Source organism: Paenibacillus phytohabitans (assembly GCF_013141775.1).
Lineage (GTDB): Bacteria > Bacillota > Bacilli > Paenibacillales > Paenibacillaceae > Paenibacillus_AQ > Paenibacillus_AQ phytohabitans.
Genome location: NZ_WHOB01000099.1, coordinates 1 through 26262, shown reverse-complemented (window position 1 = coordinate 26262; position 26262 = coordinate 1). Strand labels below are relative to the sequence as shown.

General features: G+C 51.0%; 16 protein-coding genes. 9 read left to right on the top strand and 7 right to left on the bottom strand.

Features of this window, described 5'->3' with window-relative positions; translation table 11 throughout:
- Window positions 1-469: 469 nt before the first annotated feature.
- Entirely contained in the window at window positions 470-1822 is a 1353-nt protein-coding gene (locus GC101_RS35675; RefSeq protein WP_171721145.1) for an MFS transporter, read from the bottom strand.
- Window positions 1823-1997: 175 nt separating this feature from the next.
- On the opposite strand from GC101_RS35675, the gene GC101_RS35670 reads away from it, so the two are divergent.
- Window positions 1998-3209 carry a helix-turn-helix domain-containing protein gene (locus GC101_RS35670; protein WP_171721144.1) on the top strand — a complete coding sequence of 404 codons (1212 nt, stop codon included), beginning with the start codon at window positions 1998-2000 and terminating at the stop codon, window positions 3207-3209.
- 322 nt (window positions 3210-3531) lie between these two features.
- On the opposite strand, the gene GC101_RS35665 is transcribed toward GC101_RS35670, so the two are convergent.
- From GC101_RS35665 to GC101_RS35645, 5 genes are all read right to left on the bottom strand, one after another.
- Window positions 3532-5283 (bottom strand): ABC transporter substrate-binding protein, encoded by a 1752-nt coding sequence (locus GC101_RS35665; protein ID WP_171721143.1) that lies wholly within the window; start codon window positions 5281-5283, stop codon window positions 3532-3534.
- A 76-nt stretch (window positions 5284-5359) separates the two neighbouring features.
- The gene (locus GC101_RS35660; RefSeq protein WP_171721142.1) at window positions 5360-6262 is read right to left on the bottom strand and encodes a carbohydrate ABC transporter permease; all 903 of its coding nucleotides are present in this window, start codon (window positions 6260-6262) and stop codon (window positions 5360-5362) included.
- Between the two features lie 9 nt (window positions 6263-6271).
- Window positions 6272-7228, bottom strand: a complete 957-nt coding sequence (locus GC101_RS35655; RefSeq protein ID WP_039306445.1) for an ABC transporter permease — start codon at window positions 7226-7228, stop codon at window positions 6272-6274.
- An 87-nt stretch (window positions 7229-7315) separates the two neighbouring features.
- Window positions 7316-8917, bottom strand: a complete 1602-nt coding sequence (locus GC101_RS35650) for a response regulator transcription factor (RefSeq protein ID WP_171721141.1) — start codon at window positions 8915-8917, stop codon at window positions 7316-7318.
- Window positions 8910-10700 (bottom strand): histidine kinase, encoded by a 1791-nt coding sequence (locus tag GC101_RS35645; protein ID WP_171721140.1) that lies wholly within the window; start codon window positions 10698-10700, stop codon window positions 8910-8912. The genes GC101_RS35650 and GC101_RS35645 overlap by 8 nt, the downstream gene beginning before the upstream one ends.
- Before the next feature lie 424 nt (window positions 10701-11124).
- Here GC101_RS35645 and GC101_RS35640 point away from each other — a divergent pair, with 424 nt between their 5' ends.
- Window positions 11125-14685, top strand: coding sequence for a DUF5695 domain-containing protein (locus tag GC101_RS35640; protein WP_246354662.1), 3561 nt, complete (start codon window positions 11125-11127; stop codon window positions 14683-14685).
- 127 nt (window positions 14686-14812) lie between these two features.
- Here GC101_RS35640 and GC101_RS35635 read toward each other — a convergent pair whose 3' ends face one another.
- Window positions 14813-15703, bottom strand: coding sequence for an AraC family transcriptional regulator (locus tag GC101_RS35635; protein ID WP_171721139.1), 891 nt, complete (start codon window positions 15701-15703; stop codon window positions 14813-14815).
- Between the two features lie 216 nt (window positions 15704-15919).
- Here GC101_RS35635 and GC101_RS35630 point away from each other — a divergent pair, with 216 nt between their 5' ends.
- The 7 genes from GC101_RS35630 to GC101_RS35600 all read left to right on the top strand — a co-directional run bounded on the left by GC101_RS35630 (window position 15920) and on the right by GC101_RS35600 (window position 26076).
- Window positions 15920-17881 (top strand): glycoside hydrolase family 127 protein, encoded by a 1962-nt coding sequence (locus tag GC101_RS35630; RefSeq protein WP_171721138.1) that lies wholly within the window; start codon window positions 15920-15922, stop codon window positions 17879-17881.
- 509 nt (window positions 17882-18390) lie between these two features.
- A complete protein-coding gene (locus tag GC101_RS35625; protein WP_171721137.1) occupies window positions 18391-18978 on the top strand; it encodes a TetR/AcrR family transcriptional regulator in 588 nt (195 codons plus the stop codon).
- A 31-nt stretch (window positions 18979-19009) separates the two neighbouring features.
- Window positions 19010-20242 carry an MFS transporter gene (locus GC101_RS35620; RefSeq protein WP_171721136.1) on the top strand — a complete coding sequence of 411 codons (1233 nt, stop codon included), beginning with the start codon at window positions 19010-19012 and terminating at the stop codon, window positions 20240-20242.
- A gap of 171 nt (window positions 20243-20413) precedes the next feature.
- The gene (locus tag GC101_RS35615; RefSeq protein WP_246354661.1) at window positions 20414-21841 is read left to right on the top strand and encodes an MFS transporter; all 1428 of its coding nucleotides are present in this window, start codon (window positions 20414-20416) and stop codon (window positions 21839-21841) included.
- Window positions 21810-22388, top strand: coding sequence for a TetR family transcriptional regulator (locus GC101_RS35610; RefSeq protein ID WP_171721135.1), 579 nt, complete (start codon window positions 21810-21812; stop codon window positions 22386-22388). Before GC101_RS35615 ends, GC101_RS35610 begins: the two co-directional genes overlap by 32 nt.
- Window positions 22389-22597: 209 nt before the next feature.
- The gene (locus GC101_RS35605) at window positions 22598-24502 is read left to right on the top strand and encodes a cache domain-containing sensor histidine kinase (protein WP_171721134.1); all 1905 of its coding nucleotides are present in this window, start codon (window positions 22598-22600) and stop codon (window positions 24500-24502) included.
- Window positions 24499-26076 (top strand): response regulator transcription factor, encoded by a 1578-nt coding sequence (locus GC101_RS35600; RefSeq protein ID WP_171721133.1) that lies wholly within the window; start codon window positions 24499-24501, stop codon window positions 26074-26076. The genes GC101_RS35605 and GC101_RS35600 overlap by 4 nt, the downstream gene beginning before the upstream one ends.
- Window positions 26077-26262: the final 186 nt, after the last annotated feature.

Genomic DNA, 26262 nt, shown 5'->3' with positions numbered 1-26262 from the left:
TATAACCGTAAGCGAATGCATGGCGCGCTAGGGTATCTTTCACCCATCCGTTTTGCTAAGCAATGTACTGAAAAATCCGTTGCGTGAGCGTCTACTTTCTTGACAAAGGTCCAACTACTCTTGTATCCGCAAGAGAAGGGTCCAAATATTATGATGCAATTATGGAAAGAGCTATCACGCTAATCCTTGCGGACTGTAGAGCCTTTATATCCCCGAAAAGGGTACTTTGTGCCGGGTTAACGGACCGTAGCGCGCTTATTGCTCTCCAGCAGGGCTATTTTCAGCTGAATATCCGCACATAAGTGCGCTGATGTCCGTTAGCTTGCGTAAAAATGATGTTCGTTAGAAATAAGCGCGGCTATGTCCGTTAGCAACAGGCAAAACGGTTCCTATCTTTAAATGTAGTTGCAGCACCCCAGCGCTCGTAGCACCCCTAGCATTCATCAATCGCAGCACTAAGCTTACACCGCTACGCCCCCGCCTGCTCTGCTCCATGCTCCACCTGAACCCCTTGCTGTTCTGCAGCATTGCTGCTGATTAAGCCTCTCCGTCCGGTTAAGGTTACCGCCAGAATAGCCGCTCCGGAGGCCAGCAGAATAATGGACCCTGGAATCCAGTCCAGCAGCACTCCATAGAGCAGCATGCCCAGCGGAGCGATGGAACCGGCGATACCTTCAACCAGTCCGAATACCCGCCCGCGATACTCTTCTTCTATACTCTGCTGTAAGTACACTTGAATCGGAATATTGATGATTATAATGACGACACCGACCAGAATCAATAGCGGCAGGAAGAAAAAGAAGGTAACGGCAGCGTTGAAATGAAGCAGCAGCGGAAGCGCCATCGCAAGGAACAGTAGCCCCAGTGCGCTTAGACCTCCGATAATTGTATTTACCGGATTGTTGCTCTGGCGGAGAACGGTGAGGAGCAGGGACATCAGCAGCATGCCCGCTGCCAGCATGGCTTCAAGTATACCGTATTGCTTCGAAGACAGCCCCAGGGTCTGTACGGCCACAAAGGGCAGCACAACATTCAGCGCGACTACAAAGAAATTAATCCAGAACACGATAATTAGGAGGGAGCGGATAACGGGACGGCGGATTACATAGGAGAAGCCTTCTTTCAGATTCGTACGGACCTCGGCAGCAACGCTGCCCAGGCGTTCGCGGAGGGGCGGGTTTCCGGTTTCGGCAGCCCCGTCTGTAAGCCCAGCTTCAGATAAGGCTTCCGGAGCAGGTTTAAACTTCAGCATGCAGCCCATCACGGTCGAGATGGTAAGCCCTGCCGCGTTCAGCAGCATGAATTCTTCAAGCGGGAGGAAGGCGTAGAGCATACCGGCGAGAATAGGAGCCAGCAGGTGGCCGACAGAACTGGCAATTTGATTCAGGGAACCGGTACGTTGGATGGAATCACGGTCAACGAGCATCATCATGGAAGAGGAGGCGGAGATACTGTAGAAGGTAGCGCAGATTGACAGAAGGATCAGTGAGATATAAATCGGTAAGAGGGACATTCCCTCTATGGAGACGGCGGCAAAGGAAAGCAGCATAATCAAGACACTTGCAGCATCTGAGCCGATCAGCAGCTTGCGGCGGTTCACCATATCAGCCACCACGCCGGCGAAGGGCGACAGAATAATACTGGGCAGCATACCGCACAGCAACGTAACCGCAAAGCTGCTTCCTGAACCGGTGAGCTGCAGAATATACAGGCCGACAACAAAGGTGTACATACTGGAGCCAAGAACAGAAGCGAATTTTCCGCTGAAGAAAAGAATGATATTGCGGTTGGATGCTGCTGACACCGGCGTTGGTTCAGACATTACAAGCACTCCCTTTTCCAAAAGTTAAATTATATTAAACTTATTGTAGAGGCTGGATCTGATTATTGCAACAAAAAGTTTAATTATATTTAACTTTTGCCATGATGATGCTTTTTCTCGCTTGAATATTAGGCTATACTGGAAGAAAAGCAACCAAAGAAAGTTGGCACAGCAGATGACGACTAAACTGACAATCGGCGACAAAGTCAAACAAATGCGTAAAGCCAAGGGCCTTACGCAGACTGACCTGGCCGGAGAACATATGACCAAAAGCATGCTCAGCCAAATCGAGAACGGACGGGCGTTGCCTTCGATGAATACGCTGCAATTCCTTGCCGGGCGTCTGGGCACAGATGCGGGTTATTTCCTGGAGGGCGAGCACGAAGCGGAGCTGGGCCCGCTGGTCCGTAAGATCGAGCAGCAGTACAAGGCGAAGCAGTATAAGGAGATTGTCGCGGAAATCCAGCCGCTGATGAAGGACACGCTTCCGATGGCAGTGGATGCCGCACGGCTGATGGAGTTTTATGTGGGCTCCTGTTACCACACCGGAACAGAGGGCGGAGAAGAAGGTATTGAACGGGCCGTTGAAATCTATGAGCGTTTCGGTTTATTTGTAGAGCGTGCCAAGATTCAGTATTTGGCTTATGCTTTAATGTTTGCCAAGAGCAGATACCAGGATGGCCTGGAGCTGATTCGCCGTGTCCGTAAGGAATATGTGAACAATAAGGTGGGCAACGATTTTTTATTTGAGATCGATCTTTATTATGCGGAAAGTGTTACGTTGTCTGCACTGGCAGATTACTCCGGCAGCCGGGAAGCTGCCTTGGCGGCACTTAAGCTGTCGCACGAAGAAGGAGTCTACTCATTGTCTGATCATCTGTACCGTCTACTCTCCCATCTGGCCCTGCTTCACAATGATCTTGAGCAGGCAGAGGCATATTTAAGCAAGGCAAAGCTGTTCGCACAGTTCACAGAAGCTGCGGAATCACTGGAGCTGGTACACCTGGGCGAAATCAGACTGGCTCTTGCCAAGCGGAATTACGGGGAAGTACTGATACTCGCGGACCATTACCCGGCGAAAGACAGCCAGTTCATGCCTTTTGTCCATATGATGACAGGGACTGCGCTTTACCATCTGGAGAGGGATGAAGAGGCACTGGCGGACTTGTCCAAAGTAGTCTTGAACGACCAGGTCTATCATCCGCTTGACCGGGTCGACCTGCTCACTGCCTATGCATTCAAAGCGAAGATATTCGCGAAGCAAGGTTTGATGGAGGAAGCCCGCCATGAGGTGGAGCTTGCCTATGATCAGGTGAAGGATTATCCGCCTTCCGAATATGCGGACTTAATTAGACAGACCTACCACGAGCTGTATAATGCCCAGTAAAAAACCAACCGTGCAGCTTCCCGCACGGTTGGTTTTGCTTGTGAACTATTGGTTCAACTATAAATCTTTAGAGAAAAGGAATTACTAAAGAGACTAACGAAAAGCGAAAAGAAGCGGAGGGGAAATTTGGAACTGTAGGAGCGATAGCGACCGCCTTTGTTACCGGATTTCCACCGCGAGTAGCGGTCTAAATCAAGAAATCTGGTGACAACAGCGGCCGGAAGTCCAAATGTTCACCGCAGGGACGAGTAAGCTTCAAGCCAAACTCTTAAGTACCCCTCCTTTACTCTAATCATTTCAGGCTCAAGCAATAATGAACACCCTATTTGGCACTCCACAGCTCCACGCGGTCCTGCACGTATTTGGTGTAGCCTTCTTCCATTTTCTTAACGCCGGCTTTCTCAAGGTCAGCCATGTAGTCATCCCAGATTTTATCGAATTCAGCCGGTTTGGCCAGAATAGCCTGCGGGATGCGTTTCCACGTAATGTCTCTCATTTTATTGCCCAGAATGGAGACTTCATCTTCACCGGGGAGGGCGATGTTCCAGGCTGCCCCGTACGCTTTCTCAGCGAACTCCTCCTCTTTAGGGAACAGATCCTTCCAGGTAGTGGCATTGTAAGCCGCCAGCGTTTCTTTCTCGACATCACTGTAACCGAGCACCAGCTGCTCAGGGAAGTTCTTGGTGTAATAGTTGCCGGTAGAATCCTTGGCCCCGTCGCCGTAGTGGACCATCATATTCCAGTAGAAGCCGATGCCGGTCTCCTTCGTGAAGGCCGTGTTATCATTATTAATGCGGTCCTGCACTTCGGCAGGGACGACGCGTTTGCCGTTCTCTACTACATAATGTTTGCCTTCAATGCCCCAGTTGTTCAGGATCTGTCCTTCATCGGAAGCCAGGTAATCCAGGAACTTAATCGTCCGGACCGGATCGGGATTAGTGGTCGAGATGGAGATACCGTAGCCGCCCATGAAGCCGGTAGGCCAGAAGCTGGTTTCTTTGTATTCACTGGTCAAGGTCACAGGATAATGGCCGTAGGTCTGATCGAATTTACCGGCAGTCTTCAGAGCCTGCTGCGCGTCATTGTAGTCCCAATCCTGGTCAATCAGGCCAAGCACACGTCCAGTGGCCACCTTCGCTTTGTACTGGTCGTATTTCTGCACGAAGCTTTCTTTATCCAGGAGGCCAATGTCATTCATATGGTTCAGCCAGCGGAAATATTCTTTCTCTTCGGGACGGCGGAAGTGGTAGATCGCTTCATGGGTCTCCTGATCGATGAAATATTCCCCGTCATCGGAACCGCCGGTAGTCGCCACTGCAGGATTGGTTACGGAAATGTACATATGCCAGTCATCTGCGTTCAGCGATACGCCGATATTCTTGTTGCCGTTCTCATCGGTAGGGTGCTTCTCCAGGTAGGCCTTGATTACATTCTCATAATCCTGGACCGTCTTGATCTCCGGATATCCGGCTTCCTTCAGCACCCTGTGCTGCAGCTCAAAGCCTCCGCCGGCGACGAATTTCTTCTCATTCACAGCAGCCCAGGTAGGGATGGCATAGATGGACTGGTCTTCGTTCGTGTATTTGGCCCGGGCCAGATTGTCTCCGAGCACCCGCTTGATGTTAGGCGCGTATTTGTCGATCAGTTCGGTCAGGTCAATGACAGCGCCGGCATCCACCAGCTTGCCGATATCCGCTTTGGCCGAGATGATGTCGGGATATTCCCCGCCGGCAGCAATCAGCGCAATCTTCTGCTGCGGATCGCCTACGGCGAATTCGGCATCGAGAGTGACGCCTGTTTTCTCCGTAAGGACGGTACTGACTTCATCCTTCATATTATTCCAGTTCGGATTGGGATCTTCCGCGAAGAAGGAAAGTGTCAATGGACTTAAATCTTCGGCTGCTTCCGTAGCTTCTGCTGTGGCCGCCGCATTAGTGCTATTGGCAGCTTCAGTACCGGTATTCCCTGCCGTATTCTTGCTGTTATTATTGCCCCCGCCGCAGCCGGCCAGTACACTGAGCAGCAAGGTCAAGACCATTAGTGCCACATACGGTTTCGCTGTCTTTCTTGTCATGAATAGAAACCCTCCCTTTGTCTGGTGAGAACATATTGTATACACAGGCGCCAGCCTGATGATACCGGTGAGCGGACTAGCTTTTGACCGAGCCCAGCGTCATGCCTTTGACGAAGTAGCGCTGCAGGAACGGATAAACAATCAGAATAGGTACGGTGACAACAATCGTGATTGCCATTTTGACCGATTCCGGGGAGATCTGCGCCATCACTTCGGTCATATTCCGGCCGCGGAAGTTATCTGCATTGGTGGTGGTGCTCTGAATGACCTTCATCAGCTCAAACTGCAGCGTCGTCAGTGCGTCATTCGAGCCGTTATACAGGTAGGTGTCAATCCAGGCATTCCACTGGCCGACAGCCAGGAAGAGGGCGATGGTCGCCAGCGCAGGTTTGGTCAGCGGCAGAATTACCCGCCAGTAGATGGTGAAGTCATTGGCCCCGTCCAGCTTGGCAGATTCCTGCAGGGCGTAAGGCAGGCCGTCGATGAAGGAGCGGATGACGAATACGTTAAATGCACTGACCAGGCCGGGCAGGACATACACGCCGAAGGTGCCCATCATATGCAGATTCTTGATCAGAATATAGAAAGGAATCAGTCCACCGGATACGTACATCGTCAGCGCCAGAAAGGTGGAGACGAACCTGCGGCCCTGAAAGTCCGTCCGGCTTAAGGTGAAGGCCAGCATCGAGGCGCTAATCAGTCCGAGCAGGGTTCCGATAAGGGTACGCAGGACAGAAATCTTGAATCCGGTAATGAGACCGGAGAAGGCGAAGATCGTCTCATAGTTCTTGAAGGTGAACATCCGGGGGTAGACCGTAATCCCGCCCTTGATGCTATCCGTGGAATCATTGAATGAAATCGCCAGCACATTGAGAAAAGGGTACAGTGTGGCCACAGTCACCACAGTAATCGCAATATAGACAACCAAATCGAAGATGCGGTCCGACCAGGACGCGGCGGCCAGTTTTTTGATCAGCATAAGGGCCTCCTAAATGATGCTTTCCTTGGTTATTTTTTTGAAGATACCATTGGCCGTAAACAGCAGAATCACACTGACCACCGAGTTGAAAATATTAATGGCCGTCCCGAAAGAGAACCGTCCCATACCGAGCCCGTAGTTCAGCGCATATAAATCCAGTGTCTGCGAATAGTCGCGTACCAGATTGTTGCCGAGCAGGAATTGCTTCTCGAACCCGATGCTGATGAGATGGCCGATGGAAATGATCAGCAGGATGACGATCGTCGCCCGGATGCCCGGCAGTGTAATGTTCCGCACCTGCTGCAGCCGGCTTGCCCCGTCCACTCTGGCGGCTTCATACAGCTCCGGACCGATCCCCGAGATCGCGGCGAGATAGATGATTGTGTTCCAGCCCGTTTCCTTCCAGACATCAGAGGCGGTTACGATTCCCCAGAACAGATTGCCTTTGGCCATGAACTGGACCGGTTCACTAATAATATGGAGACTCAGCAGCAGGTCATTGACTGCGCCGTTGTCGGTGGAGAGCATCTTGGTAATGATCCCGGCGGCTACCACCCAGGACACAAAGTGGGGCAGATATGATACCGTCTGGACGAACCGTTTCAGCACCTGCAGTCTGACCTCATTCAGGAGAATGGCGAACAGGATAGGAATGATGAATCCGGCCAGCAGCCCCATGAGGCTCATCGCCAGAGTGTTGCGCAGGGCATTGAAGAATTGCTCATCCTGGAAGAGCTCCCTGAAATACTGCAGGCCGACCCATTTCTGCTCAAAAAAAGATTTGCCCGGCTTGTACTTCTGGAAGGCCATCATCCATCCCCATAACGGCAGATAGCTGAAGACAAAGGCCCACAGGACAAAGGGAACCGCCATCATATAGAGATATTTCTGCTGCCGGAATTTGGCCCAGAAGCGTGAAGCGGGTTTCTTGAGCTCCGGCTTCATTGCGGGGGTAATCGCTTTCATTTATGTCCCTCCTTCGATATGGCTTTATCATAATCTTCCGGGAAACGGGGAAACACCCGAAGATTTAAGCGGGAAAACAGGGGGAAATCAGTTCTTTTCGTAAGCGCTTTCTGAAAAATCATCCTCCTGCAGTGAATCTTTCCGGCGGTAGACGGAGGGGGAGAGGCCAGTGATTTTTTTGAACTTCTCACGGAAATAATCCACATCGCTGAACCCGACTTCGCTTGCGGCCTGATGGATTTTGCAGCCCTGGTCCAGCAGTTCCTTGGCTCTCCCGATGCGTACATTGTCCAGATAGCTGTTGAAGGAGCTACCCGTACTGCTCTTGAACAGCTTGCCGAGGTACGCACTGCTGTAAGAGAACACATCAGCCAGGGTTTCCAGCTTCAGATTCTCGTCATAATGGCGGTGAATGAGGTCCAGCATCCGCTTCATTAATACATCCATCTCATCCCGGATAATTCCGCCTGCATATTGCTCCAGCAGATCCGTGATATAGCGCTGCAATTGGGGAAGTGAGGTATGCCTGTAGATTTGCTGGATTTGCCCGTCCACCCGGCTCTGCGCCTGGCCCAGCTCCTTGAATTCCAGAGAGAGCTTATTGAAAAGTGCCGAAACCGTCCGTACGTAATAGGATTTCACAGCCATCTCCGATAAGCCTGCGGCACTCATGATATCCCCGGCTTCCTGGATCAGGGAAGGGATCACGGTGAGGTTCCCGGTATCCATGGCAAAATACAGCCGGTCCATCACCGGTGCGAGGCTGCTCTCCGCATCCGGGAGCTTAGCCGGAAGTCCCGTCTTCATCTTCAGTGAGTCCGGACCGATCATCCCCGGCTCATCATAGAAGAAATGATCCTTCATCCGGGCCAGCGCCGATTGATGGGAGACGGAGAGCTCTTCCAGGCTGTCCACCATGTCTCCGGCGGTAATAATACATTCCAGTCCCTCGGCGGCGGATGCTTCGCGGATATTCTGCACGATTAATTTGCGGACCAGCTCCTTCTGGTAAGAGGGCTGCAGCAGCACGCCCAGATAAGAATCCAGCGAGAAGACGATGCCCCAGCTGTTGTTCTCGAAGCTTGCCGTCAGCCTGGCCTTGACGGCGGTGGAAGGTCCGTTATCCGCATGATCCTGGAGCAGCAGCCGGATCAGGATTACCTGATAGGAATCCCAGAGCAGGCCGGATTCCATTGCCGGGTCCACAAGTGCGGGCGCTGCTGGGTGCAGGCGGTTCTCCATCAGCAGGGACTGGACGAGCATCTCCCGGCTCCATACCTTGACGGCGGCATGATTCCTGCGGTCTATAGTCCGTGCATTCAGCACGTCAGACAGGCTGGTCAGATACTGCTGCAGCTCATCTTCATCGACAGGCTTAAGCAGATAGTTATCGATGCCGTAAGACAGCGCACGCTTGGCATAGCTGAAGTCGGCATATCCGCTCAGGATGATCATATGCATATCGGCCTCATCCTCCCGCAGCTCCCGGATCAGCTCCAGTCCGTCCTTCCCGGGCATGCGGATATCGATAATCATCAGATCCGGGGAATACAGCTCAACCTTATGCCGTGCTTCAATCGCATTGGCCGCCGTATCCACCACCCGGTAGCCAAGACTCTCCCAGTCCAGCAGCGTGACAAGTCCTTCACGGATAGACAATTCATCATCAACAATTAATACACTATACATAGGAATCACTCCTTAGGGGGATGGCGAAGCTGATCTGTGTGCCGTATCCGCTCTGACTGGCCAGGTTCAGGCCGCATTCCAGGCCATAGGTCAGCTGAAGACGCAGGTGGATATTGCGCATTCCGATATTATTGGTTTCATAATCATCCTTGTTGTCCAGCATTTGCCGGATTTCAGCGATCCGGGCAGCTGAGATCCCTATTCCGTTATCCGATACCTCAACCTTGAGCAGGGCATTCTCGACCCTGATGTCTACTCTGACCATTCCGCCGTCCATCCGGTTTTCCAATCCGTGAATGACGCAGTTCTCTACCAGCGGCTGAATAATCAGCGGAGGTATTTGTATGGCATTCGCTGCCGGATCTACATACAGCTCATAGGCGAGCCGGTCATTATAGCGGAATTTCTGGATGATCAGATAGCAGCTTACGGTCTCCAGCTCACTTTGCAGCGCTATTCTCCCATTGCCCACCTCCAGATTCTTGCGCATCATCTTACCCAGCAGCCGTACCACCTGGGAGATGTCGGTCTGGCCCCGGGAATGGGCTTTCATCCGGATCGATTCCAGGGCGTTGAACAGGAAATGAGGGTTAATCTGGCTGGCCATCATCTTGAATTTAATCTCATTCTGCTTCAGCAGGGTGGCGTTCTTCTGGCGGTTCGATTCCTGCACCTCGCTCATCAGATCGTTGATATTCCTTACCATATGATTGAATTGCCTGGCCAGCTGGCCGATCTCATCCTTGCCGTCTATCACCAGCCTCGCCTCCAGATTCCCGGATGCGACCTTGGAGATATGCTTGCTTAAGTGCAGCATGCGTCCGGTGAGCAGCCGTGAGAAGTAGTAGATCAGGATAATTGCCAGAATCAGAGCCGAGATAATGACCATAGACGCCAGTGAGATAATCCGGTTGGGTTCACCCACGATGCTCTCTACCGAGAAGATGGAGATAATCCGCAGGCTGTTCAGGCTGCCCCCGGGATGCCAGTCATCGATCAGCATTTTGGAGGGCTTGCCGTCAATCCTTACATCAGCCGGCCCTTGTCCGGCAAGGGGAGACAGCGGCTTGAAGTCGATGTCCTCCAGCGTCTTGCCCAGCGTATCTGCACGGTTCGAGGCAACAATGTTGTCGTTCTCATCAACGATAATTGTCTCGAAGGTCTCCTGATCCAGAATGGTGTTGAGCCTCTCCGTATTCACATTCACAATCAGCACGCCGGTTGTCCGCTGCTTCAGGAAATCGATCTTGCGGATCAGGCTGAGATAATACTGGCCGTTACGGTTGTCGCGGATATAATTCCAGCAGACCAGCCCTTTCTGGGCAAGGGCGGTCTGATACCAGGATTCCTGCGTTACTGCAGCATCTGCCTGGAGGAACTCCCAGTTGTCCAGCACCGTCGGGTTGTCAATGTACAGCCGGATGCTCGAGATTTCTTTGTATAGCCGGACGAATTCCCGGAAGTCCGGATAGTCCCAATAGGCCTGTACTACGTCGTAGACCGATTCATAACGGTGGTTGGCGGCCTCCTCCAGCCGGCTGTCATTGGACAGCCGGTAAGCGATATCGAGCGGGACATTCAGCATCTCGCCGGTTCTTTTTTTCACCCGGTCTACATTGGCTGTAATCTGCTCCAGTGCGTTATCCAGAGCCATATTCCGCAGTTCACTTGTCAGGAACACCCCCACAATCAGCACCGGAATCAGGACAACACAGCCAAAGGATAGAAAGAGCTTGGTCCTGAGCTTCAGATTGTTCATCAGGGTGATGATACGGGTATACACGAATACAATCCCCTCCGTCAGTCCATAATTGTTAACGCTTACATTAGAGTATATCTGCAAACTGTAAACCAATATATGTAATCTGTTTGGTTTTTATTGTCTTCATTTATGGAATTTGGAGAATTCAGCGGTTCTCCCTGACTGCAGATTCAGCCGGAGGGTGGGAGCGGGAACCATGGTAACGGTCATCATTCCCTGTGAAGCAGGTTGAAATGGTTAAAAATGAGGTTGTAATCCGCGATTTTTTTTCGCCGGATAGCATGTATTATTGTAGGTGAATTACTATAATTTTGAAATACATCGACGGGTGCAAGGCCTGGCCGGGAGGGGGGAGCAGCGCACAGATTCGAAGATTCATATAGGAATTCCAGTAAAGTGGAGGAAGAGACATACTGTACATTCCGCTTTTCAAGGAGGAACCGCAATGCCGGGAAGAATGAAATCCCCATTCGTGAAAAGGACGCTGCTAAGCGCCGTATTCACTACAGCAGCCTTAAGTTTACTGTGGTTTGCCCAGCCCGCCTTTGCTTATGATCTGTCGAACAGCAATTTTCAGGTCAGTACCGGTACCAACGGCGATATCACCAGCCTGAAGCTGACCGGAGATAACTTCCCCACCAACTATGTCATGAATGCCACCAATGCCCCCAACCAGAATACGGCAGACCACCAGTGGCTCGGAGAGCTGATGTTCACTTACCGGCTGAACAACGGCGCCTGGACCAAAGCTTTAACCAATAAATCAGCCGACGGCCGCACGCAGAGCCAGACCGGCAGTACGGTCAATATCATCTACCAGAATTCCGCAAATGCCGAAGGTATCCGTAATTTCCGGGTGAATGAAAGCTATTCTCTTGTAAGCGATTACTTGCTCTGGCAGATTCAAGTGACCAACACCAGCACACAGACTCTGGAGATCGGTGATTTCGGCCTGCCGCTGCCCTTCAACGAATTCTGGACCGGCGGAGGCAATGAGCAGATCTATGAAACCAGGGTAGTTACCCAATCCTTCATCGGCAATAACAGCTCCTATGTAACCGCGCAGCGCCCCAGCGGCATCGGGCCTTCGCTCCTGCTGGTGCCGGATGCCACCACCGGTGCAGGCTTCGAGTATATGGATAACTGGCGCATCCAGGATCATGCGGGCAGCAAATGGGCGGGCGATCAGGGAGGCTGGGTGGAAGGCCTCTCGGTCTACTACATCCACTCCAATGTGATTAAGAGTACGGGGCGCGGCTACCTGCCGAACAGCAGCCTGACACTTGCCCCGGGAGCAAGCAAAACCTATGCCTTCAAATTCTTCAAATCAGCCAGTGAGCAGGCCACCAAGGACCGGCTGTACTCGGAAGGGCTGATTGATACCACGGTAGTACCGAGCTTAGTCGTGCCAACTAACCAGACGGCCAAATTCGACCTCCGCACGTCCAAGACTATCACTTCCGTAACTGCGCAGTATCCGTCCGAAACGACGGTGACTTCCCTTGGAACAACGGCAGGGGATCACAAGCTGTACTCCCTGCAGATGAATCATCTGGGCCCCAACAACATCACAGTCAATTATGGCAGCGGAGAAAAGACGACCCTGCAGTTCTACGCCATTGAACCGGTAGATACGGCGCTCCAGCGCCATGCCACCTTTATGGTCAACAATCAGCAGTGGAACGTGCCGGGAGATATCCGGGACAAGGCGTTCGATGACTGGATGATGCAGACCAATAGCAAACGCAATAATTTTGCCGGGTACTGGGGCTGGGGGGATGACTGGGGATACACACATGCCCAATTCCTCGCCGAGAAGAACGTCCAGAAGCCTGTAACCTCAGAAATCACTGCACTCGACCAGTATCTGGAGACCACGATCTGGACGAACCTGATGGCCGGCCATCATACCGATTACCTGGTGCCTGACTTCCTCATGGCCGCGCCGAACACTACACCGACCTACCGGGGGTACGCTTACCCGCATATCTACAATACGTATTTCAGCATGTACAAGATTTCCAAGCTGTACCCCGGCCTGATCACCTATACGCAGCCGAGCAATACTTATCTGCTGCGGGCGTATAACATTATGAAAGCGCTCTATGACGGTCCTGTAGCCTACAACTGGAATACGGGCCTCATGGGCGAGGTGACTACTCCGGAGATCATCAAGGCTCTGCAGGCAGAGGGCTATACTACCCAGGCCAATGATATCATTGCCAAAATGAATACCAAATACAACAATTTCGCCAGTACCGCATACCCTTACGGCTCCGAATACAACTATGACAATACCGGCGAAGAAGCCGTGTATATGCTGGCGAAGATGAATAACAACAATACGATTAAGAGTAAAATCAACACCAAAACCCGTGCCGTCCGCGGAAAAATGCCGGTCTGGTATTTCTACTCCGATCCGGTAACAATCAATGGGGAGCCCTGGTGGCAGTTCCAATACACCGCAGCGCTTGCCGGAACGGCAATGGATGACTGGGTGCGCAGTAATTCCGCCACTCCTGAAGTAGAGCAGCGCCTAACCTATGCCGCCAAGCTCGCGAATCTGACCGCGATCAACTCCGGGCAGATCAGCTCCGATCCGGCGGATATCGGCGCCGTATCGTGGACGTATCAGGCGATGAAGGGTAACAACGGCGCACTGGGCCTTGACGGCGGACCGCTGTTCAATGGCTGGCGCGGCATGTCCGGCGAAGCGGATCTCGGCCTGTTCGGGGCGATCAAGCTGCTTAGCTCCGATGTGGCAGTAGACCCGATCTTCGGGCTGTACGGCTACGGCTGCGAGGTTACGGAGAGCGGCGGGAACTACATCGTTACACCCAAGGACGGCGTATACCAGCGCCTGAATCTGATCACTGAGAAATGGGGCATGAGCCTGGAGCGGGACAAATACACTCTGGCAACCGTCGCTAAGGCGAAGACCAGTGCCAGCTTCACGCTCAGCAATGCAACACCGGGGACCGCACATGTTACGAAGGTGGCCTTTAACGGATTTGCCCCAGGAACCTATAACGTAACGGTGAACAATGTGGCATCCGGCAGCTTCACGGCAGTGAACGGGCAGACTGCAACCGCCAGCCTGAATATCGGCACGGGGTCTTCCTATGAAGTGAAGATCCAGCAGGGAACCGCCACCCCGGTCTCCTCCATCGTTGTTAACTACAACATGAACCAGTCCTCCGGAACAACGGTTACGGATTCCTCTTACGGCTTGAACCATGCGGCACTGACCGGAACCTCCACCTGGGTTACCGGCCGCACAGGTGCAGGCAATGCGCTGAATCTCAGCGGAACCAGCGCTTACGCCTCACTGCCGGCTGGCGTGGTCAGTCAGCTGAATGACTTTACGATCTCTGCCTGGGTCAAGATTACGGCTAATAGTGACTGGGCGAGAATCTTTGATTTCGGCACAGGAACAACCGCTAATATGTTCCTGGCGCCCCAGATTGGCGGCGGCGGGATGCGCTTTGCCATTACCACCGGCGGCAACAGCACCGAGCAGCAGCTTACAGCAACTGCACCGCTGGCCACCGGAGCATGGAAGCATGTCGTTGTGACCCTGTCCGGCACGACAGGCCGTCTCTACCTGGACGGCGTACAGGTTGCCGTCAATACAAGCATGACACTGAAGCCTTCCAGCCTGGGCAATACCACGCAGAATTATATCGGCAGATCACAATACGGTGATCCGAATCTGAACGGCGCTGTCGATGATTTCATCATCTTCAACCGTGCCCTCAGTGCTTCCGAGATTACCGCACTCTTCGGAGGGACGATGCCTGCGCTGTCGGCTTCCGCTTCCCTGGAGGAACTGGATGCCCTGCAGCCGGATTCCGGGCTTGCCCTGCCGCTGCTTGACGAAGCGGATGGACAGCAGCCGGACAGCGAAGTCACTCCGCTGCCGGATAGCAGTGCTCCTGATCCAGGTGCACCTGAGGTTCCTGTGACACCTGAAGCACCGGTAACACCTGAAGTGCCTGTAAGCTGACCTCCGGAAGTCTTCCAGAGAAATGCATATAGTGAAGAGGGAGAACCCGTGAGATAGGGGACTCCCTTTTTGTCGTTTATGAAGCGGACGGAGCGGCTGTCCTGGAATTTAATCCGGCTGTGCACACTCAGCGTTTCCGGATAAACCTGCTGCGGAAGTCCGACGGGGACAGGCCTTCCTTCTTGGAGAAGCAGGAGGAGAAATGGGAGACATGATGGAAGCCGACCTCCTCGGCAATCCGGGTCACGGACCAGGAGGTCTGCAGCAGCAGACGCTTCGATTGCTCGACACGGTAGTTCTGGAGATAAGCCATAGGCGTCATGCCGTAAGCTTTCAGCATGCTTTTGGCCAGATAGTTGGAGTGGTAATTCAATTCCTTCTGCAGCAGCGGATTGTTGATGTCCTGGGTATAATTGCGGCGGATATAGAGCTCGATGCGTTCGGCAAGCTGGATGGCGGTAGCGTCAGAGGGGGAGGCGAGGTCACGGTCCAGATGCTGGAGGAAGGACTGAAAGGAAGCCTGGCGCTTCCAGTTCCGCAGGGACTGCGGTTCATGCTCCTGCTCGAAGAACAGGTCCAGCACCTCCATTGCCTTGGCTGTAATCTTCATATGCTTGGGGATGTAAATGGAACAGACGTCGGCATGATTGAGGTAGGCCTTCTGCTTATGGCTCTCAATTAAGGCACTCTGATTGTCCAGACATTCATCCATGCTCTCACATTCCTTCCAGCTGCCAAAGGTCTGGAAATGAATCCAGATAATCTTCGTATCCCCGGTGCAGGGAGCGCTGCCGTAATGATGCCCGTCCGGACGGAGAATGAGGATCTCGCCTTCCTTCAGCTGCCACTCCTTCCCGTCCTCAACGACCGGCAGGGTTCCCTTCAGCACAACAATCAAATCGAATACCCCGATGCAGTTGCGGTCGATGTGATAATCACCAGCCGTATAAGTGGCGTGTCCGCAATCTATGAAGTAAGGAATCGGCGGGGAAATGAAATGGAGTATCGGTGAGAGCATTTGATAAGCCTCCAGTAGGTTGAAATGATGAAAAATAAGGTTGGAAATCCTCGTTTTTTCTCATGATACAACATGTATTATTATTAATAAAGCGCTTTCTTTGAAGTTGGAAAGATGAAAAAAAAGGGCTCGGCAATTAACGGTTGGCGCAGTCAAGGGGGAGCTGCGAACAGGCGGGAGAATTCTGTAACAGAGATGAGAGGAGCGTTCCATATAATGAATGAAATTACTACAGCCGCATCCGGCAAGGTTCAGATCCAAGATGTGTTCTGGTCCGAATATATCCGTCTTGTCCGCGAAGTTATGGTTCCTTATCAGTGGGAAGCGCTGAATGACCGTATTGAGGGGGCTGTTCCCAGCCATGCGATCCGCAATTTCAAGATTGCTGCCGGACGGGAGGAGGGCGGGTTCAACGGAATGGTCTTTCAGGACAGCGATGTCGGCAAATGGCTCGAAGCGGTTGCTTATCTGCTGGAGACCCGGCGGGATTCCGCGCTTGAGGACATTGCCGATGAGGTGATTGAACTCCTGATTGACGCCCAGCGGGCTGATGGCTATCTGAACACCTACTTTCTGCTGAAGGAACCGGGGCAGGAATGGAGCAATCTGGCGGAATGCCATGAATTATATTGCGCCGGACATCTGATTGAAGCGGCAACAGCTTACTACCGGGCTACGGGGAAAAGAAAGCTGCTGGATGCGGTCAGCCGCTATGCCGATTACATAGCTTCTGTATTCGGAACCGGACCCGGCAAGCTGCACGGGTATGACGGGCATCAGGAGATCGAGCTGGCACTCGTGAAATTATTCCATGCGACAGGGAAGCGGGAGTATTTAGAGCTGGGGCGTTATTTCCTGGAGCAGCGGGGGCAGCAGCCATCTTATTTCGAAGAGGAATGGGAGCGGCGCGGCCGTACCTTGCATTTCCCGGAACTCGACATGGTGCATGATCCCCTCTACAACCAATCCCATGTTCCGGTCAGGGAGCAGGCCACTGCAGAGGGACACGCGGTCCGCCTGGTGTATATGTGTACAGCGATGGCTGATATCGCCCTGGAAACGAAGGACGCGGGGCTGCTTGCCGCCTGCCGGAAGCTGTGGGATAACATCGTGAATAGAAGGATGTATATTACCGGCGGCATCGGGTCCATGGAACAAGGGGAATCCTTCACGGCCGATTATGATTTACCGCCTGATCTGGCTTATGCCGAGACCTGTGCATCTGTAGGGCTGATCTTTTTTGCCCGGCGTATGCTGGCCCTTGATCATCACTGCAAATATGCGGATGTGCTGGAGAGAGCCCTCTACAATACCGTAATCAGCGGCATGTCGCTGGATGGGACCAAGTTCTTCTATGTGAATCCGCTGGAGGTGTACCCGGAGGTTCTGGGCAAGAACAAGAATTATAAGCATATACAAGCAGAGCGCCAGGGCTGGTTCACCTGCGCCTGCTGCCCGCCCAATGTCGCGCGTCTGCTGGCTTCGCTGGGAGATTACATGTATTCTGCGCAAGGGGATACCTTATACGTGGAGCTCTATATCGGCGGACAGCTGGAAACGGTGTTGAACGGGTTGCCGTTAAGGCTCGAACAGCATTCCAGTTACGTTACGGATGGCAAGGTCCGCTTTGTGGTCGATCCGGAGCAGGAGCGGGAATTCACCATCGCCCTGCGCATGCCGGAGTGGAGCAATGAGGCGATAGTATCCATACAAGGCCAGGCCCGTACATACAGCGGCGGAAGTGCTGACGGGTATATTCATCTCACCCGCAGCTGGGCGCCCGGCGATGCCATTGAGGTATGCTTCGCGATGCCGGTGCGCCGGATGAAGGGACATCCGCATATCCGCCAGATTTTCTCCAAAGTCGCCCTGCAGCGCGGTCCGTTCGTCTATTGTCTGGAGGAGGCAGATAACGGAAAGCGGCTGTACCAGCTGCGTCTGCCTGCCGGGCAAGCCTATACTCTTGCCGAAGAACCGGGATTCCCGGCGGGCATTCAGACGCTAAGCGTCCCGGGGATCAGGGCACAGCCGGAAGGGGGGGCAGCGGAGGGATTGTACAGCAGCGGAGCCTCCTGGACCGGCCGGGAGGTGCAGCTGAAATTCATCCCTTACTTTGCCTGGGCTAACCGCGGAGCTGGTGAAATGTCCGTCTGGGTTGAGGAGGAAGCTGGCAGATAAGTGGATATACAACTCCTGCTGCCGCAGAACAGAATTTAACCGGTGGAGCTTAATAGAGTACCAGAGTAATCAGAGGTGTCCCCAGAGCCGTTGCATGGCTGGCCGGGGCATCTCTTTTTGTGTATGGCGCCCGTCATACTCCGGCGGTCCATCAGCGATAGCACCTATGCGGACTGGAGAGCCGTTATTTGGCCAAATCAGGCCTTTTTGCAGGCTATGCGGACTCAGATGCACTTATCGGACCCGGCTTCCCTCATTTTAAGCCCGAGAGAGCAATATAACGGCTCCTGGGTCCGCGACAGGCAGTGAAACAGGTTTTTTCGCCAAATAAGGTCCTCTGAGTCCGGATAGCTCTGCGGGAGGACGCGTTCATTTGCACTCCGCCGGCTAATCTACTCCTCACGAATATTATTTTAAATTTACAATTATGAATTTTTATTAGATAATATAACGAAACGTATCGTATCGTTTATTCATAGGCAATAACAGCGATTCAGGGGGGTGAACCATTGAACACGGACATAAACATAAATGTGAAGCACAAGGAAGCCCGCAGCAAACAGGGGATTCTGGAGGCGACGATTGAGATGCTCGCTGCAAACAGTTATTCCTCTTTAACCATTGAGGCGGTGGCGTCACAGGCCGGAGTAGGCAAATCAACCATTTACAGATGGTGGAACAATAAAGCGCGTCTTGTACTGGATGCGTTTCTCATGACTGCGGAATCTGAGTTTGATTTTGACGCCGATAAACCGATTCAGGATAACTTTAGGCAGCAGCTTGAAGCATTGGCGCGTATTCTGAACAGCCCGATCGGGAAGTCCACCTTAACCATCGTTACGGAGAATGATGAGATTGCCAAAGACTTTTACACCCTATTCTTAATCACCAAGCGAAATACAGCCAAACAGGCGCTCCAGGCAGCCATCGATAAAGGTGAAGTGAAGTCGGCGGTTAACCTGGATGTCGTCCTGGATCTGCTCTATGGTCCCATTTACTTTCAGATTCTGATCTATAAAAAAATCCCGGATGAGGATTACATCAACGATCTGTTGATCCATGTGATGAATGGAATCGCTGCTGCTGCGGCAAATTAAAAATATTATTAAACCGGGGGAACTCTACTTCATGAATCAGGCGAAAAGCAAGCAAAGCGGCAATCCAAGCTACTCTTTTATGACGGTCATTTTATTCTGGTGCGGATTGGTCATCTTAACCAGCATGTATATCACAATTCCTTTGGCCGATGTATTTACGCAGGCCTTTCAGATCAGCCCGGGTGAGGCCGCCTGGATCGGAAGCTCGTTCTCACTCTGTTATGCGCTGGGCTGTCTGCTCTACGGGCCGTTCTCAGACAGATACGGACGTAAAATATTCCTGGCGGCAAGTATTATCGGGTTAACTTTAGTCACTGTTGCGATCGGATTTGTGGATAGCTTCTACGGTCTTATTGTTCTCAGAGGGGTTCAGGGGCTTATTGCCGCTGCATTCGCACCGATTTCACTCGTGTACGCCGGGGAAATGTTTCCTCCCCATAAAAGACTTACAGCTCTCGGTTTCATAAGCTCCGGGCTGCTGATGGCAGGGATCGTAGGCCAGGTGTTTAGCGGGCTGGTTAACGAATATTGGGGCTGGCACGAAATTTTCTTCATTCTCGGAGGGGTGTACGGGATTACGGCAGTCATTGTCATTCGTTTTCTCCCGAAGGATGAATTGCACCGCCCGAAAGAAAATGTGCTGCTAAAGTTCAAGCAGATGGCCGGGCTGCTCAAACAAACACAGCTGCTGCTGGCTTTCGCCATAACTTTTGTGCTGTTGTTATCCTTGGTCGGGATGTATACCGTATTAGGAAGTTACCTAAGCTCAGCCAAGTTCGGCCTCTCCGCACAGGCAATCCTTTCGATTCGTGCAGCGGGCATCGCCGGAATGCTGTTGTCACCCTTCTCGGGAAGAATTGCCGGGCGGCTGGGGATGGCTGCTGTTCTGCGGGGCGGATTAGCTCTAGCTTCAGCAGGGCTGCTTGCCTTAGGCTTGAACCCGGGCCTGCCGGTTATTGTCCTGATGAGTGTTGTTTTTGTGGCGGGGATTGCCCTGGTAACTCCCGTGGTTATTTCAATTGTCAGCCAGCTGGGCGGGAGTGCGCGCGGATCGGCAATTTCATTCAACGCCTTTATTCTGTTCTTAGGCGCCAGCACGGGACCCCTGTTAGCCCTGAAATTATTAAAGACGGAGAACTACCCGCTTTCCTTCGGGATTTTGGGGTCAATTATTTTCCTGGGATTCCTGGTTTCTCTTCTATTAAAACTGCCATCCAGAAGGCCTGTCACAAGTGAACAGGTGTCTGCTGTACCGGCAGAATAACAGTTACTGTTCGAAGGCATGCGATGATTCCATCGTATGCCTTTTTAAGTTGATATTCTTGAATTAGCCGCTATCCGTTGACAATTTATAAAAAAGTAAGCTATTATCTATTTAAATGTCAGTAAGTACTGACAGTCATTATTAAAAGCAGAAACGAGGCGAATGAATGTAATGGACGATAACGTTCAATCAAAGGATAGTATGCGGACCAATCATGGTATGCCATTAATGCGTATTCTTGTTTTCACACTGATCATCTCCGTCATGAATGGAACGATGTTCAATGTGGTTCTTCCGGTGATCAGCAGACAGTTTCAGCTTTCGCCATCGCAGGTGAGCTGGATCGTGACCGGTTATCTGATTGTATATGCCATTGGCACAGTGACCTTCGGCAAACTGACGGACAAATACAGCTTGAAGAATCTGCTGACATTCGGGCTATTGTTCCTTTCTGCCGGCTCCATAGTGGGGCTACTTGCTACCGAGTATTGGATGATGATCGCCGCCCGTATTCTGCAGGCTGTTGGAGCATCGGTCATTCCTGCGCTGGCCATGATCATTCCCATCCGTTATTTTGCACCGGAAAAGCGCGGCCGGATGTTAGGCACCAACGTAATCGGGACTTCTCTTGGCGCTGCACTAGGCCCGATTATTGCCGGCTTCGTGTCCACTGCCTGGAACTGGCAGGTGCTGTTTGTGATTCCTCTACTGTCGCTGTTTACACTGCCGTTGTACCGCAAATATCTGGATGATGAGAAAGGGAAAGACAGCACAATCGACTTCATCGGCGGAGTTCTTTTGGCAGGAACGATTGCTGCCTTATTGCTTGCGTTGACCAACGGAGGGAAGGGGTATGCTGTGACAGGGGGTGTTATGCTGATCTTGTTCATGGTGCGTATCCGCTATGCTGCTGATCCGTTCGTCAAACCTGCTGTGTTCCGCAACAGACCGTTTACCTTCGGTTTAGCGATATACTTTGTGATGGCTGCTATAGGCTTCGGGACTCCGTTTACTACCCCTCAGCTGCTATCCCAGGTGAACCAGCTCTCACCAGCCGTTACGGGGATCATTATGCTGCCGTCGGCGCTTGTCACTGCATTTATGGGACGCAAAGGGGGCAAGCTGGCGGATGAGAAAGGCAATCCTTTTCTGCTATATACAGCTGCCAGCATTCTTATCTTTGGTTTCTTATGCTTGTCTTCTGTTGTGGGGATGTCACCGGTCTTTATTTCGGTCTTTCTTATCTTCAGTGTGCTCGGTCAATCTTTGATGCAGATTGCTTTGACGAATACCGTTTCACGGACGCTGCCGAAGGAGCAGATCGGGATTGGGATGGGCCTCTTGTCCATGTTTAATTTCATTGCCGGGGCGGTCTCTGCCGCTGTCTTCGGGAAGATTCTTGATATGGGTACAACTGCTATTCATCTGAACCCGTTCCCACACAATAGCACTGCCTTCGTATACAGCAATATTTTCCTGGCGCTCGCGTTATTGGTTGCTGTAATGGTCTTGCTCTTCTTCCTTCAATTCGGGCGCAGTGCTAAAATACAAAGCGGAGGTGAATTAAGTGAGCGAAGACAGCAGTATAAGCAACAGTGACAAATTGCTGCTCGCAGCAATCGATTTAATTGCAAGCAAGGGGTATAAAGGGGTAACTACCCAGGAAATAGCTGCCGCAGCCGGATTCAGTGAGAAAACATTGTTCCGCCACTTTGGAAGTAAACAGAATCTGCTCGAGGCTGCCTTTGACCGCTTTCATTATGCTGAAGAAATGACCAGGCTGTTTGATGAGAAACTGATCTGGGATTTGCAGGCAGACTTGCTGCTGATCAGCCGGACCTACCATGAAATCATGAACCGCAACCGGAAGATGATCATGATCAGCGTGAAGGAAGCAGATAATTTACCGGGATTCAGTGAAAGAACATTGAAGCATCCCAGACAATTTATAAGTATTTTGACGAATTATTTCACGGTGATGGCCGGCAAGGGGAAGCTGACCGATGTCAATCCGGAGATTCAGGCCTATTCCTTCATCTCGATGAATTACGGGGTTTTCGCCAACAACCTGGATATTGGTACAATCTCAATTGAGACATTCATTAAGGAGAGTGTACAGACCTTCACCAGGGGGTTAACCCCATAAAGAGAAGGCTATTCAATAAAAGAGGCTGGCTGCCTATAACGGGAGCCGGCTTTTTTGCTATGAAATATAGTTCAATCTAATCAATTGGCAGCGATTGAGATAAATAACTAAAATTCTGCAACCCTGACTGAAATTTGCTGCCTTATGAATTCAAACATGATGAAATATAATTGAGAGAACAGAAGCGGTTGGAAGAAAAGGGGCGGGAGATGGCCAGGGTTAGGAGCACAGCAGAGCAGCTTAAGAGGTGGTTTGCGGATCTATCCATTCAAATCAAGCTGATTGGGGCTTATATCGTGATTATTCTGGTTCCGGTTATTATAATTTCCAACTATTTGTTTACCGGGTTCTATCAGAATACGATCCAAGACATTATCAAGGAGAACCGTTACCAGACCGATAATGAGAAACAAGAGATTATGAGCAGGATTGGAGTGATGGAGCACTCAGCCATATTACTGGCTTCTGACAGGCAGCTGATGGAATATGTAAGAATAGAATCGGAGCCTAAGGTATCAGAACTCATGCAGTTCCAGAAGTTTTCCTTCAACTCTTTGCTAAATATATTGTACATTAATCCGGAGATAGAGAGCATCCGCTTTTATGTGAAGAATCCCTGGATCAGTGAGCTTTGGCCGATCATCTACCATGAAGAACGGATCACGGATATTCCTTTTTATTCCAGGGTTATTAGCCGAAATGGATACCCTTTATGGGAGATTCAATCTGAAGATGCACTAAATCTGGACGATAAACCTGCTGTAAACCCAAGCTCCGTAGTCTCCTTAATGCTCGAATTTAAACATGTTAATAATCAGAATCTCTTCCAGCATCTTGGAATCATCAAAGTCGAAATGCCCATCGGGAATTTCTTCAAAAAAGCTTATAACAACAGCAGTGACCGGGACTCCCGGTTCTACATACTTGATCAGCAGGGCAATCTGCATGCCAACAGCACAGACCCGCTACCGGGATTGGATGAAGCTGATATTCAGCAGGCTGTCGCTAAGTACAAGCAGGCAGGCAAGTCATCGTTGCTGCTCTCCCACAAGGGGGAGGATTTCCTATACCTTGTTGAACCTATCGATAAAATAAATGCAGAGCTTATCAATGTGATTTCATTACACACTACATATTCCAAGATAGATCAAACCCGAAACACCGTTATTGTGGTTATTCTAATCCTGCTGATACTTCTGGCAATTACAACCTTCTTCATGCAGTCCATCATATTGAAAAAATTGAATATTCTGCGGGACTCCATGAAACAAGTACGCGGCGGTGACTTTGGCGTAGACATTGATGTCAAGGGCGGCGATGAGATCGGAGAGCTGGCCCACCATTTCCGGCAGATGCTGAATACGATCAATGGAATGATCGCCGATGCGGTGAAGCGCAGCGCAGCCACGAAAGAAGCCGAGCTCCAGGCGTTGCACAATCAGATTGATGCTCATTTTTTATATAATACCCTGGAGAATTTGAAGATGCTTGCAGAGGTTGAGGGACAGTATGTAGTATCGGATGCGCTCACTTCCCTGGGCAGTATGATGCGTTACAATCTCCGATGGACAGGTGATCGGGTGCAGCTGAGAGATGAAATGGGGCATATTCAGCATTACATAGCAATTATGAGCATCCGTTATGATGAGAAGCTGAAACTGGAGATTGAGGTGGAGGACAGATTTTGGGATCACGAGATATTGAAGATGTCGCTGCAGCCTATTGTGGAGAATGCCTTGAAGCACGGGGTTTATTCCCCTCTGATGAAAAGTGACGGCCTGATTGTGGCTATCCATGCTTTTGAAGACGGGGGTTTCTTCTATATTGAGGTGACTGACAACGGTATCGGAATTGCAGAGGATAAGCTGCAGGAGCTGAATCGTAAGCTGATTATGAGTGAAGAGGAATTCAATGCATTGCCTCGGGAGACGACGGAAACAACGGAGCTGAATAAGGGCAGCGGCATCGGGCTGAGAAATGTGAATCAGCGGATTCAGATGGTGTACGGTAATGAACATGGACTCCAGATAGAGAGCAAGCGGAGAAGCTATACCCAAGTGACCGTTAAGCTGCCTTTATTAACATCAGGTAGAGGAGGAACGCAGATTATATGAGAAAGCTCCTGATTGTGGATGATGAAAAGAATATCCGCCGCGGGCTTCAGGCCATGATTGAGCGGGAATATACAGATGTCTATGACATTCACTTGGCTTGCGATGCTTTTGAGGCGCTGGATATACTGAAAGCTGTGCATATAGACCTTCTGATTACAGATATTCGTATGCCGGAGATGGATGGGATCGGATTGATAAAATCGATTCAAGACTTCCATCTTAAGCCAGTAATTGTGATTGTCAGCGGCTATGATGATTTCTCTTATGCCAAAGCGGCTATCCGCTATGAAGTGAAGGAATATCTGCTCAAACCGGTGATCCGCGAGGAATTGGCTGCTGCAATTAAGCGCGCTGAAGAGGAGCTTGGACGAAGAGAAGAAGTGATAGATGCACTGTCCGCGTCCTCTGAGCAGCGGGAGGAGTACATGGAGAGCCAGCTGAATTACTACGCGGGCTATCCATCAGCGGAGGTGGAAGAGGTTAGAGAGCGGCTGACCCAGCTGGAGCTGAACTGGATGGATCACGGTTTTCATGCAGTGATGATTAAATATGCGGGAGATTTGCAGGCACTAGGGACGGTTACCTTTAAGGCGCAGATCCATACGTTAATAGAACAGCTTCAGCCTGCATTTCATTTTCGCTTTGTACGTTTTTTTGGCCGGAATACGCAGGCTGTTATCCTGACGGAAGGGATGCATGCTGCCCGGATAGTAACCGGACTGCTGATGCAGGCAGATTCTCACCTGAACATCGCCGTAAGCGGGCTGAATTATGGGATGGAGAAGCTGTACTCTGCTTATGAGGAGGCGGTTGTTTCTTTGAAGCATACTTTCATGCTGCCCGCACCCGGTATCGTAACATTCGAAGAGGTTTGCCTTAAGGATAATGGCTATCAGGTGCCGGCAGATACAATCAAAAGGGTTGCGAATATGCTGGGTTCAGGGCGGGAGAAGGAGATGCTGGGCCTGCTGCATGAGATATTAGACGCTGCGGATATCAGCCCGAAGAATATCGGGTATCTTGAGGAAATCAGCAGAGCCTTGAACGAAACTGTATTTGATCAAACCATTCAATTGTATGGAAAAGAAGAATCAACGGAAAGACAGCAACGGTACAGCAAGATTAGCGATTTATATCAGTTCAGCTGTTTCCAAGACTATTACCGTGAAGTAGAGAGCTTGTTCCTGCTGCTGGATGGCAACCTCCAAACCTTGAAATCCGTGCAGATCGATAATAAAGAAATGAAGAAGGCGATCCAGTACATTCATGAGAACTATGCGCAGAATATTAATATGACCATTATTTCTAATCTAGTGTCCTATAACTATTCTTATTTCAGCCAGGCCTTCCGGGATTACACGGGAGAGAACTTTGTGACCTACTTGAAGAAAGTCAGGATTGGTAAGGCCAAGCAGCTGCTCCAAACCACAGATGATATGATTTACGAGATCGCCAAGAAATCCGGGTTCGAGAACACCAAGAACTTCAACCGCGTATTTAAAGAAAGTGAAGGCGTGAGTCCGGTAGAATATCGTAATCAGCAAAAAGTACTATCTGCGTCAATAGATCAATAGCCGAAATGTTTACCATCCCTTACTCTTTCATCTCAATGGTTATCTCTTAAATTTATGGAGGATTAATCCGATAAAAAGGAATCTGCATAACAATAATGGATATATATTGATAAGGAAGCAGGGATGATATTGTCTTCCACGAAGCTTGCGTTTAACGAAGATGAAGTCCAGCGCCTGCAGACCAAA